This is a genomic window from Streptomyces sp. V4I2 (genome assembly GCF_030817655.1).
In the GTDB taxonomy this organism is placed as follows: Bacteria; Actinomycetota; Actinomycetes; order Streptomycetales; family Streptomycetaceae; genus Streptomyces; species Streptomyces plumbiresistens.
On record NZ_JAUSZM010000003.1, the window covers coordinates 4,556,254 to 4,570,532 of the forward strand.

The 14,279-nt window shown below is 69.9% G+C and carries 11 protein-coding genes; 8 read left to right on the plus strand and 3 right to left on the minus strand.

Annotated features, from left to right (window positions below; translation table 11 throughout):
* The first annotated feature begins 116 nt into the window (after nucleotides 1–116).
* From QFZ76_RS21415 to QFZ76_RS21435, 5 genes are all read left to right on the plus strand, one after another.
* Entirely contained in the window at nucleotides 117–1,409 is a 1,293-nt protein-coding gene (locus QFZ76_RS21415) for an LCP family protein (RefSeq protein WP_307675251.1), read from the plus strand.
* A gap of 229 nt (nucleotides 1,410–1,638) precedes the next feature.
* Complete coding sequence (locus tag QFZ76_RS21420; RefSeq protein ID WP_307675252.1) at nucleotides 1,639–3,399, plus strand: LCP family protein; 1,761 nt, start codon at nucleotides 1,639–1,641, stop codon at nucleotides 3,397–3,399.
* 75 nt (nucleotides 3,400–3,474) lie between these two features.
* The gene (locus QFZ76_RS21425; RefSeq protein WP_307675253.1) at nucleotides 3,475–5,154 is read left to right on the plus strand and encodes an LCP family protein; all 1,680 of its coding nucleotides are present in this window, start codon (nucleotides 3,475–3,477) and stop codon (nucleotides 5,152–5,154) included.
* A 158-nt stretch (nucleotides 5,155–5,312) separates the two neighbouring features.
* Nucleotides 5,313–7,007 (plus strand): LCP family protein, encoded by a 1,695-nt coding sequence (locus QFZ76_RS21430; protein ID WP_307675254.1) that lies wholly within the window; start codon nucleotides 5,313–5,315, stop codon nucleotides 7,005–7,007.
* Nucleotides 7,008–7,088: 81 nt separating this feature from the next.
* Nucleotides 7,089–8,708: an LCP family protein gene (locus QFZ76_RS21435; protein ID WP_307680090.1), complete on the plus strand. Its 1,620-nt coding sequence runs from the start codon at nucleotides 7,089–7,091 to the stop codon at nucleotides 8,706–8,708.
* Nucleotides 8,709–8,711: 3 nt separating this feature from the next.
* On the opposite strand, the gene QFZ76_RS21440 is transcribed toward QFZ76_RS21435, so the two are convergent.
* Complete coding sequence (locus QFZ76_RS21440; RefSeq protein ID WP_307675255.1) at nucleotides 8,712–9,755, minus strand: glycosyltransferase family 2 protein; 1,044 nt, start codon at nucleotides 9,753–9,755, stop codon at nucleotides 8,712–8,714.
* Nucleotides 9,756–9,886: 131 nt separating this feature from the next.
* Here QFZ76_RS21440 and QFZ76_RS21445 point away from each other — a divergent pair, with 131 nt between their 5' ends.
* A complete protein-coding gene (locus QFZ76_RS21445; protein WP_307675256.1) occupies nucleotides 9,887–11,350 on the plus strand; it encodes an LCP family protein in 1,464 nt (487 codons plus the stop codon).
* A 94-nt stretch (nucleotides 11,351–11,444) separates the two neighbouring features.
* On the opposite strand, the gene QFZ76_RS21450 is transcribed toward QFZ76_RS21445, so the two are convergent.
* The gene (locus tag QFZ76_RS21450; protein ID WP_266438625.1) at nucleotides 11,445–12,002 is read right to left on the minus strand and encodes an acyl-CoA thioesterase; all 558 of its coding nucleotides are present in this window, start codon (nucleotides 12,000–12,002) and stop codon (nucleotides 11,445–11,447) included.
* Nucleotides 12,003–12,121: 119 nt separating this feature from the next.
* Between QFZ76_RS21450 and QFZ76_RS21455 the strand changes: the two genes are divergently transcribed.
* Both QFZ76_RS21455 and QFZ76_RS21460 read left to right on the plus strand, forming a co-directional pair.
* The gene (locus QFZ76_RS21455; RefSeq protein ID WP_307675257.1) at nucleotides 12,122–13,423 is read left to right on the plus strand and encodes an LCP family protein; all 1,302 of its coding nucleotides are present in this window, start codon (nucleotides 12,122–12,124) and stop codon (nucleotides 13,421–13,423) included.
* Nucleotides 13,420–14,052 (plus strand): HAD family hydrolase, encoded by a 633-nt coding sequence (locus tag QFZ76_RS21460; protein ID WP_307675258.1) that lies wholly within the window; start codon nucleotides 13,420–13,422, stop codon nucleotides 14,050–14,052. Before QFZ76_RS21455 ends, QFZ76_RS21460 begins: the two co-directional genes overlap by 4 nt.
* On the opposite strand, the gene QFZ76_RS21465 is transcribed toward QFZ76_RS21460, so the two are convergent.
* Nucleotides 14,049–14,267, minus strand: coding sequence for a CbrC family protein (locus tag QFZ76_RS21465; RefSeq protein ID WP_307675259.1), 219 nt, complete (start codon nucleotides 14,265–14,267; stop codon nucleotides 14,049–14,051). The genes QFZ76_RS21460 and QFZ76_RS21465 overlap by 4 nt on opposite strands.
* Between the last annotated feature and the right edge of the window lie 12 nt (nucleotides 14,268–14,279).

A 14,279-nucleotide genomic window follows, 5' to 3' on the forward strand; every position in this document is an offset into this window, starting at 1 on the left:
CCACCGCCCCTCCCCCGTTCGGCCCCCTCCACCCACCCCCCGACCCCCCATCCACGCCATGGTCGTAGGAGCAGCTCGCACGACACGCTCGTACGCCGTGAGGGGTGGATGCCCACGTGACCGACACCGCAGGCGCGCCTTCCGCGCCCTCCCGAGCGCTCGGGCCGGGGGCGGGGGCCTCGGCGACCGGTGGCGGGCTGATACGGCGGCGTCGGCGGCGGTGGGTGCGCGGGGCCGGGGTTGGCGTCGTGGTCGTGCTGCTCGCGGCCGGCGGGGCCGGGTGGGCCGTCTACGCGAAGCTGGACGGGAACATCACGTCGGACAAGGCGGCGGCGGCCGAGCTGGCGCGGTACGAGAAGGAGCGGCCGACCTCGCTGGTGCGGGGGGCGCAGAACATTCTGGTGATCGGGTCGGACTCGCGGTCCGGGGACGAGAACCGGCGCTACGGGCGGGACTCGGGGACCGAGCGGTCCGACACCACGATCCTGTTGCATCTGGCGGCGGGGCGGGGCAGTGCCACCGCGGTGTCGTTGCCGCGGGATCTGATGGTGGACGTGCCGGGGTGCCTACGGCCCGACGGCAGCCGGAGCGAGCCCATGTTCACGATGTTCAACTACGCGTTCCAGGTGGGGGGTTCAGCCTGCACGATCCGGACCGTGGAGCGGCTGACGAACATCCGTATCGACCACCACATGGTCGTCGACTTCCACGGGTTCAAGGACATGGTCGACGCGGTCGACGGCGTCGAGGTGTGCCTGGCCGAGCCGATCCGCGACAAGGCCGCCAAGCTGAGGCTCCCGGCGGGGCGGGTGACGCTCGACGGCGAGCAGGCCCTCGGGTATGTGCGGGCCCGCAAGACGCTGGGCAACGGCAGTGACACCGACCGGATGGACCGGCAGCAGCGGTTCCTGGGGGCGCTGGTCAACAAGGTGCAGAGCAATGACGTACTGCTGAATCCGGTGAAGCTCTATCCGGTCCTTGACGCGGCCACTTCGTCGCTGACGACCGACCCGGATCTGGCGAGCCTGCGTGGTTTGTACGAACTCGTGCGCGGGCTGCGCGACATCCCCACCGAACGTGTGCAATTCCTTACAGTGCCGAGAGAGTCGTACGTCTACAACGCCAATCGTGACCAGCTCGTGGAGCCCGAAGCGGAAAGGTTGTTCGAGCGGCTGCGCTCGGACGCGCCGGTGGAGGTCACGGAAAAGGCTCCGCGGAACTCGGCGGCTCCTGCGGACTCGGCGACCAAAAGCCGCAATCCGGCCGAGAACGACGAGGAAAGCGACGAGAGCGCGGACGGGGAGGGGAGCCAGAAGGCGGACGGCGAAGGGTCCGGTGAACCTTCCGCCGTCAATTCGCCCGCGCCGACCTTCCCCGGGAACACGGCGGCCGAGGACGCGTGCGCGTAAAGCGTTCGCCAAGGTGACACACAGTCTCCCGGGTAAATGGGCGGATTGCCCGGTTGTAGTGACGTGGAATTAATCACCGGCGTCGCTCGGAGCCGAACAAGCCGGTTAGTGTGAGCGATCCGGTGCCACCGGCCATGGGTCTGTCCTGGGGTCGAGCACTGTGTGACCGAGACCCGAGCGCCTTGGAGGGGAAGGCGCCGCGTGGCCCCGACGGAGGGTTCAGACAACCGTGGACGCGCAAGGCCGTGGGCGGGCGGACGACATCGACCCCGCAGACCAGTGGGTGCTCAACCCGAACACAGGCGAATACGAACTGCGACTGACCCCTTCCGCACCGCAGTCACCGCGGTCGCCGCAGTCACCGCGGTCGGCCGTTCCCGGGCCCCGTAGATCGGTCACCGACAGGGCGGGTGCCCCGCCACGCGGTCGTACGGCTTCCCCAGCGGCCCCTGCGGCTCCCGGCCGTGACGTGCCGCCGCCGCGCAGGCGCCGGGGCGTGCCCGAGGAGCCGTTGCCGGGGCGGCGCGGCCGGCGGCCGGCGAAGAAGTCCAAGGCGAAGAAGGCCCTGCTGTGGACCGGCGGCACGATGGCGTTCGTGCTGGTGGCCGCGGCGGGCGCCGGGTACCTCTACATCGAGCACCTCAACGGCAACATCACGTCCGTCGCCGACGACGGCGCGAGCACCGGTGGCTTCCAGAAGGACAAGGCGATCAACATCCTGTTGATCGGCACGGACAAGCGCACCGGCTCGGGCAACGAGGGGTACGGCGACGCGGGCAGCGTCGGTCACGCCGACACCACGATCCTGCTGCACGTCTCCAAGGACCGCTCGAACGCGACCGCGCTCAGCATCCCCCGCGATCTGATCGTCGACATCCCCGACTGCCCGACCACGCAGAAGGACGGCACGAAGGAGATCATCTCGGGCTCGACGGGCGTCCGCTTCAACACCAGCCTCGGCCAGGACGACCGTACGCCCAGCTGCACGATGCGGACCGTGACCGAGCTGACCGGGGTCACCCCCGACAACTTCATGGTCGCCGACTTCAACGCGGTCAAGACGCTGACCACGGCGGTCGGCGGGGTCGACGTGTGTCTCGCCAAGGACATAAACGACCCGGACTCGCACCTCAACCTGAAGAAGGGGACGCAGCACATCTCGGGCGAGACGGCGCTCGCGTTCGTGCGCACCCGGCACGCGGTCGGGTTCGGCGGCGACCTGAGCCGGATCACGCTGCAGCAGCAGTTCCTCAGCGCGCTGATGCGCAAGCTGAAGTCCAACGACACGCTGACCAACCCGGCGAAGATGATCAAGCTGGCCGAGGCGGGGACGAAGGCGCTGACCGTCGACTCCCAGCTGGACAGCATCAACAAGCTGAAGGACCTGGGTCTGGAGCTGGGCAAGCTCAACGTCAAGAACCTGACGTTCACCACGGTCCCGGTGATCGACAACCCGGCGGAGAAGGTCAAGGCGACCGTCGTGGTCAACCCGAACTCGGCGCCGCAGGTCTTCGACATGATCAAGAACGACGTGTCGTTCACCGAGGTCAAGGCGCAGAAGAAGAAGGAGGCCGCCGCCGTGGCCGCCCGGCTGAAGGGCACCAAGGCGGACGCCTCCGAGGTGCGGGTGCGCATCCTCAACGGCGGTGCGGAGGCCGGCAGCGCGCAGGCGGAGCTGGAGTACCTGCAGAACGAAGAGGGCGTGCTGAAGTCGGAGAACGCGGGCAACGCGGACGCCGAGCTGGCGAAGACGACCCTCGAGTACGCTCCCGACCAGGCCGACCAGGCCCGCCGGCTGGCCGCCATCATGGGCCTGTCCGGCTCGGCGATGAAGCCGGGCGACAGCGTGACCAACTCCCAGGGCCTGCCGACGATGACGTTGACCCTGGGCAAGGACTTCAAGGGCGCGGGCGTGTCGCTCACCGCTCCGACGAAGGCGCCGGAGGGGGTTCAGCAGTCCACCGCGGACAAGGTCGAGTGCGCCAAGTGACCTGAGGGGCCCGGCTTACGTCCAACGGGGCGTAAGGCAGGCCCGTCGACGGCGCGAGGGTAGGGGGAACTGGGGATGACGCACAGCAGTGTGCACGGGAAGGAAACGCGACCGGGCGTCCGGCGCGCGAGTGGGGCGGGGCAGGAGGGCGGCCGTCGTGGGGACGACGGGGACGGCTCCGGCAGACCCTCCTCCGGCGGCGGGCACGGCGGGCGGCGCGGCCGGCGACGGCAGGCCAGGCGCAGGCACCGGGTGCTGCGCTGGTCCGCGACGGCCCTCGCGGTGCTGATACTCGGCACGGCCGGCGCCGGATACCTCTACTACCAGCACCTCAACGGCAACATCGAGAAGGGCCGGCGCACCAACGCCGACTCCAAGGCGCGCAAGACCGAGCCGAACGCGGCCGGGCAGACGCCGCTGAACATCCTGCTGATCGGCTCGGACAGCCGTAAGTCCGACGCGAACGTGGCGCTCGGCGGTGGCCGGGACACCCGCGGCAACCCGCCGCTGGCCGACGTGCAGATGCTCATCCACCTGTCCGCGGACCGCAAGAGCGCCGCGGTCGTGAGCATCCCGCGTGACACCCGGGTCGACATCCCGGCGTGCAAGGACCCGGACAGCGACGAGACGTACCCGGCGACCAACGAGATCATCAACACCACGCTGGGCCGCGGCGGCGCCGGCTGCACGCTGGCCACCTGGGAGAACCTCACCGGCATCTACATCGACCACTGGATGACGATCGACTTCGCGGGCGTGGTGAGCATGGCGGACGCCATCGGCGGCGTCGAGGTCTGTGTGAACCAGAACGTGTGGGACCGCGCGCGGCCGAACGTGCCCGGCGGCTCCGGCCTGAAGATGACGGCCGGCAGGAAGAAGGTCAAGGGCAAGCAGGCCCTGGAGTGGCTGCGCACCCGGCACGCCTGGGGCAGCGACCCGCTGCGGGCCCGCGCCCAGCACATGTACATGAACTCGATGATCCGCACGCTGAAGAGCCAGAACGTCTTCACCGACGGCGGCCGGCTGATGGACCTCGCCGAGGCGGCCACCAACTCCCTGACGGTCTCCGAGGAACTCGGCACGGTCAAGAAGCTGTACGACCTCGGTATGCAGCTCAAGACGGTGCCCACGGACCGCATCACCATGACGACGATGCCGACCGTCGCGGACAACGAGGACGCCAACCACCTGCTGCCGGCCGGGGCCGACGCCGAGAAGATGTGGGCGATGCTCCGCGACGACGTGCCCTTCGACGACAAGGGCGCCAAGGCGGACGCCAAGCCGGCGAGTCCGGCGAGTACGGCGAGCGCCGGCCGGACCACCGACGACCCCGCCGCGGCCGACGACGAGATCGGCGTCCTGGTGCAGAACGCCACGCGGTCCGCCACCCTCGGCCCGGTCAGCGGCCGGGCGAGGGACATCGCCGGGGCACTCGTGGGCAAGGGGTTCGCCAAGGCGACGACGGACACCTCGGCGGCGCTCGCCGAGGCGCGGACCCTCGTGCGCTACCCGAGCGCCGAACTGGCGGGGGACGCCCAGGCGGTGGCCAAGTCCCTGGGGATCCCGGTGAGTTCCGTGCAGAAGTCCGCGGACGTGTCCGGAGTCACCGTCGTCGTCGGCGCCGACTGGCGTTCCGGCACGGCCTATCCGAAGCAGAAGACGCCTCAGGCCGGGGATCTGCCGAGCAATTCCGACGCCATCAACGGATCCGACACCGGTAAGTGCATGGACGTGTACCCGCCGTATCAATGGTAGAACCCGGCCGCGCGGTCCCGCCCTTCGGCCCTGCCGCGCGGTCGAACTCCCTTTCAATAGAAACCCGGGAAAGTTCACTCGACGCCGAACCGTGCGGATAGTGTGAGCGATCCATGGGGGAAGGCGCCGTGTGGCCCTGACGGAGGATTCGGACAACCTTGGACGCACCAGGCCGTGAGCGGGCGGAGCACATCGACCCCGCAGACCAGTGGGTACTCAATCCGAACACCGGCGAATACGAACTGCGGTTGACGCCCGCCGCACCGCGCCGGACCGTTCCCCAGCCCCGGGGCGGCCGTACGGCACCGCCGGCGGCCCCCGGCCGTGAGGTACCGCCCCCGCGCAGACGCGGCCCCGCCCCCGAGGAGCCGCTGCCGGGCAGGCGCGGACGCCGGCCGGTCAAGAAGAAGTCCGGGGCGAAGAAGGCCCTGTTGTGGACCGGTGGCGGCATGGCGTTCGTCCTGGTCGCCACCGTGGGCGCCGGCTACTTCTACCTCAAGCACCTCGAGGGGAACGTCAAGACGACGGACGTCGGTGACGCGGGCGCCAGCAGCTTCAAGAAGGACGAGGCGTTCAACATCCTCGTCATCGGCACCGACAAGCGCACCGGCGAGGGCAACGAGGGCTACGGCGACGCGGGCAGCGTCGGCCACGCCGACACCACGATCCTGCTGCACGTCTCCAAGGACCGCTCCAACGCGACCGCGCTGAGCATCCCGCGCGATCTGATCGTCAACATCCCGGAGTGCCAGGCCAAGAAGGACGACGGCACCAAGGCGACCGTCCAGGGACAGCAGGGCGTCCGCTTCAACCGGAGCCTCGGCGAGAGCGGCCGGGACGCGGGCTGCACCATGCGGACGGTCAAGGAGGCCACCGGCATCCAGCCGGACCACTTCATGATGGCCGACTTCAACGCGGTCAAGACGCTGACGACAGCGGTGGACGGCGTCGAGGTGTGCGTGACGAAGGCTGTCAACGACAAGGAGTCCAAGCTCGTCCTGCCCAAGGGCGAGTCCAAGGTCGAGGGCGAGCGGGCCCTGGCCTTCCTGCGCACCCGGCACAGCTTCGGCAACCAGGGCGACCTGGACCGCATCAAGGTGCAGCAGCAGTTCCTGGGTTCGCTGATACGCAAGATGTCCTCCGGCGACACCCTCACCAACCCCACGAAACTGCTGAAGCTGGCCGAGGCCGCCACCAATGCCCTCACCGTGGACACCGCGATCGGCAAGGTCGGCACGCTCAAGGACGTGGCCCTGGAACTGAAGAAGGTGCCCACCAAGAACATCACCTTCGCCACGATCCCGGTGGTGGACAACCCCACCGAGAAGATCAAGGCGACGGTGATCGTCGACAAGACCAGGGCGCCCCAGGTCTTCGACATGATCCAGAACGACATCTCGTTCACCGAGGTCAAGGCGCAGCAGAAGAAGGAGGCCGCCGCGGTGGCCGCCCGCCTCAAGGGCACCAAGGCGGACGCCTCCGAGGTGCGGGTCCAGGTCTTCAACGGCGGTGCCGCGTCCGGCAGCGCGCAGAACCAGCTGGACTGGCTGCAGAACAGCGCGGGCGTCGTGAAGTCCGAGAACGCGGGCAACGCGGACGCCGACCAGGCGAAGACGACCCTCGAGTACGCGCCCGACCAGGCCGACCAGGCCCGCCGGCTGGCCGACATCATGGGCCTCTCGGGCTCGGCGATGAAGCCGGGCGAGAGTGTGACCAACTCCCAGGGACAGCCGACGATGACCCTGATCCTGGGCAAGGATTTCAGGGGCGCGGGCGTGAAAATCAACTCCGCCTCGGCCGAGACGCCGGGCGTGGAGAAGTCCACGGCCGACAAGGTCCAGTGCGCGAGTTGACGAGCAGAACGCGCAAGTTGACGAAATAGAGCAACCTGACGGGCCCGTCGTATGTCTCCTGGACGTACGGCGGGCCGCGCCATGGCGCGAGGGCGGGTAGTCGGGGAGGACTCGGAAGTGACGCGGAACAGTGTTCGGGATGTCGAACCGGCCACCAAGGAGGTCGGCACCACCGGCGACGGCCTGCACGGCGGGCGCGCCGGGCGCCGGTCACCACGGGGCCACCGGCTGCTGCGCTGGTCCGCGGCGACGCTCGCCGTGCTGATAATCGGCTCGGCCACCGCCGGTTACCTCTACTACCGGCACCTGAACGGCAACATCAAGAAGGACGAGCTCAACCTCGGCGACAACAAGGTCGCCGAGCCGACGCCGAACGCCGCCGGCCAGACCCCGCTGAACATCCTGCTGATCGGCTCCGACGCCCGCGACACCGAGGAGAACCAGCAACTCGGCGGCGCCCGCGAGACGTTCGGCGCGACGCCGCTGGCGGACGTGCAGATGCTGGTGCACCTGTCCGCCGACCGCTCCAACATGTCGGTCGTCAGCATGCCCCGCGACACCCTCGTGAAGATCCCGAAGTGCACGGACCCGGACGACGACGAGGTGTACTCGGCGAGCGAGGGCCGCGTCATGGCCAACCGGAGCCTCGGCCACGGCGGTCCGGGCTGCACGGTGGCCACCTGGCAGGAGCTCACCGGCATCCACATCGACCACTTCGTGATGGTCGACTTCGCGGGCGTGGTGTCCATGGCGGACGCCGTCGGCGGGGTCCCGGTCTGTGTGGACGCCAACATCCTCTCGCGCGACTGGCAGGGCCACGGCTCCGGTCTGAAGCTGAAGGAGGGCACCACCCCGGTGAAGGGCGAGCAGGCCCTGCAGTGGCTGCGCACCCGCTACGGCTTCGAGGACGGCAGCGACCTCGCCCGCGCCAAGGCCCAGCACATGTACATGAACTCGATGGTCCGCACCCTGCGCGAGAACGCCACCCTGAGCAGCCCCAACAAGCTCCGCAAACTCGCCGAGAAGGCCACCGCGGCCCTCACGGTCGACCCGGGCCTCGACACCGTCAAGAAGCTCTACGACCTCAGCAACGAGCTGCGCGGGGTCGATCCGGCGCGCATCACCATGACCACGATGCCCAACCGGTACGTCGGCGCCCGCGTCGAGCCGACCGAGGACGCCGAGCAGCTGTTCCGCCTCGTCCGGGAGGACATCGCGCTGGACGGCAAGGACGAGAAGAAGGCGACCCCGGCTCCCTCGGCGACCGCCTCCGGCGACCCGGCCGCCGCCGACGACGAGATCGGCGTCCTCGTCCAGAACGGCACCCGCACCGACACCCTCCGCGCGGCGAACGACCGGGCGAGCACGGTGACCGGGCTGCTCGTGGAGAAGGGCTTCACCGAGGCGGAGGCGGACACCTCCTCCGCGCTCAGTGAGGACCGTACGGTCGTCCGCTACCCGAGCGCCGAACTGGAGGGCGACGCCCAGCGGGTCGCCAAGTCCCTCGGGATTCCGGCGAGTTCGGTGGAGCGGTCGACGGACGTCTCCGGAGTCACGGTCGTCGTGGGCGCGGACTGGCGCGAGGGTACGGCGTACCGGGCGCCCGAGGAGGACGACACGACCCCGAAGTCCGCCGAGGCGCTCAACGGGGCCGACGAGGACGCCTGCATGCACGTGAACCCGAAGTTCACCTGGTCCTGACGGTCAGGCTGACGCTTCCTGCGCGTCCGCCTGCACCGCCGGGCGCCGGCTCGCGATCACCTTGCGGGCGAGCGAGCGCGGGCTGGTCAGGAAGCCCCAGCCCCACGACATGTGCATGGTGGCGAGGGCCACGGGGATCCGCAGCCGCGCCTTCAGCGACAGCCCCTTGCCCGCGGGCAGGGACCCGAGGGTGATCGCCGCGAGATAGCCGCCGGGGAGCACGAGGGCCCACGGGGTGACCAGGACGCCGACGACGAGTCCCGCCACGATCGCGCACACCGCGGTCGGCGGGGCGAGGTAGCGCAGGTTGATGGAGCCCTCGTGGTAGCGGGCGACGACGTGCCGCCAGCGGCCGTAGTCCCGGTACTGCCTGGCCAGGGCGCGCACGCTCGGCCGGGGCCGGTACGACACCTTCAGCTCGGGCGAGAACCAGATCAGCCCGCCCGCCTCCCGGATGCGGAAGTTGAGCTCCCAGTCCTGGGCGCGGATGAACTCCACGTTGTACCCGCCCTGCCGCTCCAGCGCCTCGCGCCGGAACACCCCGAGGTACACGGTCTCGGCCTCGCCGGCCTTCCCGCCCGTGTGGAAGGAGGCGTTGCCCACGCCGATCCTCGAGGTCATGGCGGCGGCGACCGCGTGCTCCCAGTCGTTCTCGCCCTCGGCGTGCATGATGCCGCCGACGTTCTGCGCGCCGGTCTCCTCCAGGAGCCGTACGGCGGTGGTGATGTAGTTCGGCGAGAGCATGCCGTGGCCGTCGACGCGCACGACGATCGGGTGCCGGGAGGCCCCGATCGCGGCGTTCAGCGCGGCCGGCGTACGGCCGGTGGGATTCGGCACGGTGTGTACACGCGGGTCTTCGCGCACGAGTTCGGCCGCGATCTCGTCCGTACGGTCCGTGGACGGACCGAGGGCGATCACGACCTCCATCTCGCCGGCGTACTCCTGCGCGAGGATCGCTTGGACGGCTCCGCGCAGGTGCCGCTCCTCGTTGAGGACGGGCATGATGACGGACACGGCGGGGAGCTGCACGTCGGGCTTGGCGTTCATAGGGAGCAAACGTTACCGCGAACGGGGGACAGCGCCGCGCCCCGCCCGGGGCGGTGCACCGGACCGCAGATCGTATGGGCCTACGGTTCCCATGATCCCACGTTTGGCCCTCGCGGAGGTGTCCTCCCCCCATGCCCACGCCGCCCCGCTCCCCAGCCGCCCGACCCCCGCGCCGCCCGCAGCCACAGCGGTCGGCGCGGCCCCCCGTACGACGGAAAAAGCCGCGCTGGGCCATGCGGGCGGTGACGACCGTCTCGGTGGTCGTGCTCGCCTCGGCCGGAATCGGTCACGCGGTGGTCACCAGCCTCGACGCGGACATCGCCCGGGTCGACGCCTTCAAGGACATGAAGAACCGCCCGAGGGCGGGCCACGGCATGAACGTCCTGCTCGTCGGCACGGACGGCCGCGACAAGATCACCGAGGCCGAGCGGCAGAAGTACCGGCTTGGCGGCGCCCCCTGCCACTGCACCGACACGATGATGATCGTGCACATCTCGGAGGACCGGGAGCGGGCGAGCGTGGTGAGCCTGCCGCGCGACTCGTACGCCATGACTCCGGCCCACACCGACGGGACGACGGGCGAACGGCATCGCGGACACCCGGTCAAGCTCAACGCGGCGTACGCGGAGGGCGGCCCGCAGCTGACCGTCCGGACCGTCGAGAGCATGACCCGCGTGAAGATCGACCACTACCTGGAGGTCGATTTCACCAGCTTCATGAAGACGGTCGACGTGCTCGGCGGCGTCAGGATCTGCACCGCCCAGCCGCTCAAGGACACGTACACCGGCCTCGACCTCCCGCCCGGCACCCACACCCTGCAGGGCGGCCAGGCCCTCCAGTACGTCCGCTCCCGCCACGTCGACGGTGCCTCCGACCTCGGCCGGATGCAGCGCCAGCAGCGCTTCCTGGCCGCCCTGATCGACCGCACGACCTCCTCCGGGATCCTGCTGAACCCGATGAAGTTCCGGGACATCACCCGGGCCGTCCTCGGCTCCGTACGCGCCGACAAGGGCTTCGGCACGCACGAACTGCTCGACCTCGGCCGGGCGATGCGCAACTTCTCGCCTTCCTCCTCGGAGTTCACGACGGTGCCGATCGGGCGGATGGGGTACGCCGTGAAGGGCGTCGGCTCGACGCTGAAGTGGGACGCCAAGAAGGCCGGCCGCCTCTTCCGGTCCCTCCGCGACGACAAGCCCCTGTCGGTACACAAGCCGAAGGCCAAGGCCCTGCGCGTGGACGTCGCCCCCCAGCAGATCCGCGTCCAGGTCGAGAACGGCACGGCGACGGCCGGCCTCGGCAAGCGTGTGGACGCGGCACTGGCGGGGACGGGCTTCCGCACGACCCGGCTTCCGGTCAACGCGGCCGATCGCACGCTGAAGCGCACGGTCGTCGCGTACGACCCCCGCTGGGACCGCTCCGCGAAGTCCCTCGCCGCCGCGTTGCCGGGCAGCGAGCTGCGCGCGGTGAAGGGGCTCGGCGCGACGCTGAAGGTGATCGCCGGGGCGGACTTCCGGGAGGTACGGAAGGTGCGGGCGGTGGATCCGGCGCAGGGGGAGTTCGGGGTGGTGCGGGGGGACGAGGTGTTGTGTTCGTAGGGGGCCCCGGGTTCCTGACCGGGACCGGAGGCGCTCAGTCCCGATGCGCTCAGTCCCGATGCACTCAGTCCCGATGCGCTCAGTCCCGATGCGCTCAGTCCTCGAAGCCCTCCGCCACCCGCCGCTCCCGCAGCTCCATGATCGCCCGGCGTCGGGCCAGGCGGTGCGTGCGGCGGATCTGGGCCTCCTGGTAGCGGCGCTTGTCGCGCTCGGTCTCCGGGAACACCGGCGGTACGCGGCGGGGCCTGCCGTCGGCGTCGACGGCGGCGAAGACGAGGTAGGCCGAGCCGACCTGGGTGGCCGGGTTCGACTCGTTCCAGCGCTCGGCCAGCACCCGCACGCCGACCTCCATCGAGGTCCGGCCGGTCCAGTTGACCTGGGCCTTCACATGGACGAGGTCACCGACCCGGACCGGCTCCAGGAACGCCATCTCGTCCATGGACGCGGTGACCGCGGGCCCGCCGCTGTGCCGGCCGGCCACGGCTCCGGCCGCGTCGTCGACCAGCTTCATGATCACGCCGCCGTGCACGGTGCCCAGAAGGTTCGTGTCGGCGTGGGTCATGATGTGGCTGAGCGTGGTCCGGGAGGCCGAGGTCGGCTTGCCCGGGATATCCGGAGTCTCCGATTCCGCGGCGGAGGCCTGATCTGTCATGGCCTCCACCTTATGCGGAGGTGACATCCCGGGATTTTGTGTCAGCTTCGCAACAGCAGTGCCCTTATTTTCCGACGAACCTTGTAAGGCACCTAGCAGTGCCCTGCACACTGGGGCCCATGAACGATTGGCCCGAGGCATGGTCCGACGACAACCGCGGCAGCCGGTACGGACGCGGCAGCGCAGGCGCACAGCCCGAGAGCGCCCGTGTCATGCGGCAGGTCCGCCGCGGCCAGGCGGCTCCGCCCGGGCAGGGAGGGTACGGGGGCCCCGGCGCCCCGGCCCCGCCGTACGGCGGGGTTCCGCAGCAGCCGTCGTACGTCAACGGCGGTGACGACACCGTCTACGACGACGGGTACGACAGCGGCTACAACACGGGCCAGGTCTACGGCGGCGGCCCCGGTGGTCCCCCCGGCGCCGGCACCCGTGGTCCGCGCCCCGCGCCGAACTGGCGTCGGCGGATCAAGCTGACCTCGATCACCGTGCTGGTGGTGCTGGTCGCGGCGACCGTCGGCACGTACTTCTGGGCCGACTCCAAGCTCAACCGCGAGGTCGACCTGTCCAAGGTCATCGACCGGCCGGAGGCGGGCGAGGGCACGAACTACCTGATCGTCGGCTCCGACAGCCGCGCGGGGATGTCCGCCGAGGAGAAGAAGAAGCTGCACACCGGCTCCGCCGAGGGCAAGCGCACCGACTCGATGATGATCCTGCACGTCGGCGGCAACGGCGACACGCTGGTTTCGCTGCCGCGTGACTCGGACGTGGAGATCCCGACGTTCAAGGGCTCCGACTCCGGCAAGACGTACCCGGGCACCGGCCGCCACGTGAAGCTGAACGCGGCCTACGCGGAGGACGGCCCCGAACTCCTCGTCCGCACCGTCGAGTTCAACACCGGCCTGCACATCGACCACTACGTGGAGATCGGCTTCGCCGGCTTCGCGAACATCGTGGACTCGGTCGGCGGCGTCGAGATCGACATCCCGAAGGGCGGCATGAAGGACACCAAGTCCGGCGCCGACTTCGAGGCGGGCAAGCAGACCCTGAACGGCGAGCAGGCGCTCGCCTTCGTCCGTACCCGGTACGCGCTGCAGGGCTCCGACCTCGACCGGACGAAGAACCAGCAGAAGTTCCTCAACGCCCTCGCCAACCAGGTCGCGACCCCGAGCACCATCCTCAACCCGTTCAAGCTGTACCCGACCATGGGCTCGGGCCTGGACTCGCTGATCGTCGACAAGGACATGGGCCTGTACGACCTGACCAAGATGTTCTGGGCGATGAAGGGCGTCAACGGCGGCGACGGCAAGTCGATGAACATGCCGATCTCCGGGTCTTCCGGGGGCAACCTCATCTGGGACAAGGCGAAGGTGAAGACCCTGGTCGAAGAGCTGAACAACGACCAGAAGGTCACGGTCTCCGAGTGAGTGACCCCTCCCGACCAGCCAGAGCACCGTTCGACGCGGTGCTCTGCGACGTCGACAACGTGATCCGCTTCTACGACTCCTCCCGGCTGCACGCCCTGGAGCGCGCCGCCGGGCTGACCGAGGGCACCACCACGAAGGTCGCCTTCGCCCCGGAGACGGTTCTGCCCCTCGTCCTGGGCCGGATCGACGGCCAGGAGTGGGTGCGCTCGATCGCCGAGCCCCTGACCGGCCAGGTCCCCGAGGCGACGGCCTGGGAGCTGGGCACGGCCCTCCTGGAGTCGCCCTTCCACGCGAACGACGAGGTCGTCTCCCTCCTCCGCCGCGCCCGCGTCCGGATCCCCCTCGTCCTCGTCACCAACGCCACCCTCCGCCTGGAGGACGACCTCACCGCCCTCGGCCTGACCGACCTCGCGGACCACGTCGTGAACAGCGCCCGCGTGGGCCTCGCCAAACCGGACCCCCGCATCTACCGCCTGGCCACGTCCCTGGCCGGCACCCGCCCCGACCGCTGCCTCTTCGTCGACGACACCGAGGAGAACGTGGAGGCGGCGGCAGCACTGGGGATGCGGCCGGTGCACTTCCGCGAACCGGCGGATCTGGCATGGGCGTTGGAGCCGCTGTTCGCCTAGGCGGCCGGCCTCACGTGAAGTCCGCGTAGGGGTCTCCAGTCCGAGAGTTCGGCAACGCTGAAGACCGGGCCGGTGTAGGCGTAGCCGCGGCGGAGGCCGCAGCACCCGCACGGGGCGTTCGAGGGGGCCACGGAGCCCGTGCTGACGGGGTCGGGGTGGTACGGGAAGGCGGGCAGCGGTTCGGTGTCGGCCACGGGCCCACCCTGCCCCGGCACGCACCAAGGGCA

Excerpts from the sequence above, each read along its gene's own strand:
- QFZ76_RS21425 (WP_307675253.1), top strand. The coding sequence starts at position 3,475 with ATGACGCACAGCAGTGTGCACGGGAAGGAAACGCGACCGGGCGTCCGG.
- QFZ76_RS21435 (WP_307680090.1), top strand. The coding sequence starts at position 7,089 with ATGGCGCGAGGGCGGGTAGTCGGGGAGGACTCGGAAGTGACGCGGAAC.
- QFZ76_RS21440 (WP_307675255.1), bottom strand. The coding sequence starts at position 9,755 with ATGAACGCCAAGCCCGACGTGCAGCTCCCCGCCGTGTCCGTCATCATG.
- QFZ76_RS21445 (WP_307675256.1), top strand. The coding sequence starts at position 9,887 with ATGCCCACGCCGCCCCGCTCCCCAGCCGCCCGACCCCCGCGCCGCCCG.
- QFZ76_RS21450 (WP_266438625.1), bottom strand. The coding sequence starts at position 12,002 with ATGACAGATCAGGCCTCCGCCGCGGAATCGGAGACTCCGGATATCCCG.
- QFZ76_RS21455 (WP_307675257.1), top strand. The coding sequence starts at position 12,122 with ATGAACGATTGGCCCGAGGCATGGTCCGACGACAACCGCGGCAGCCGG.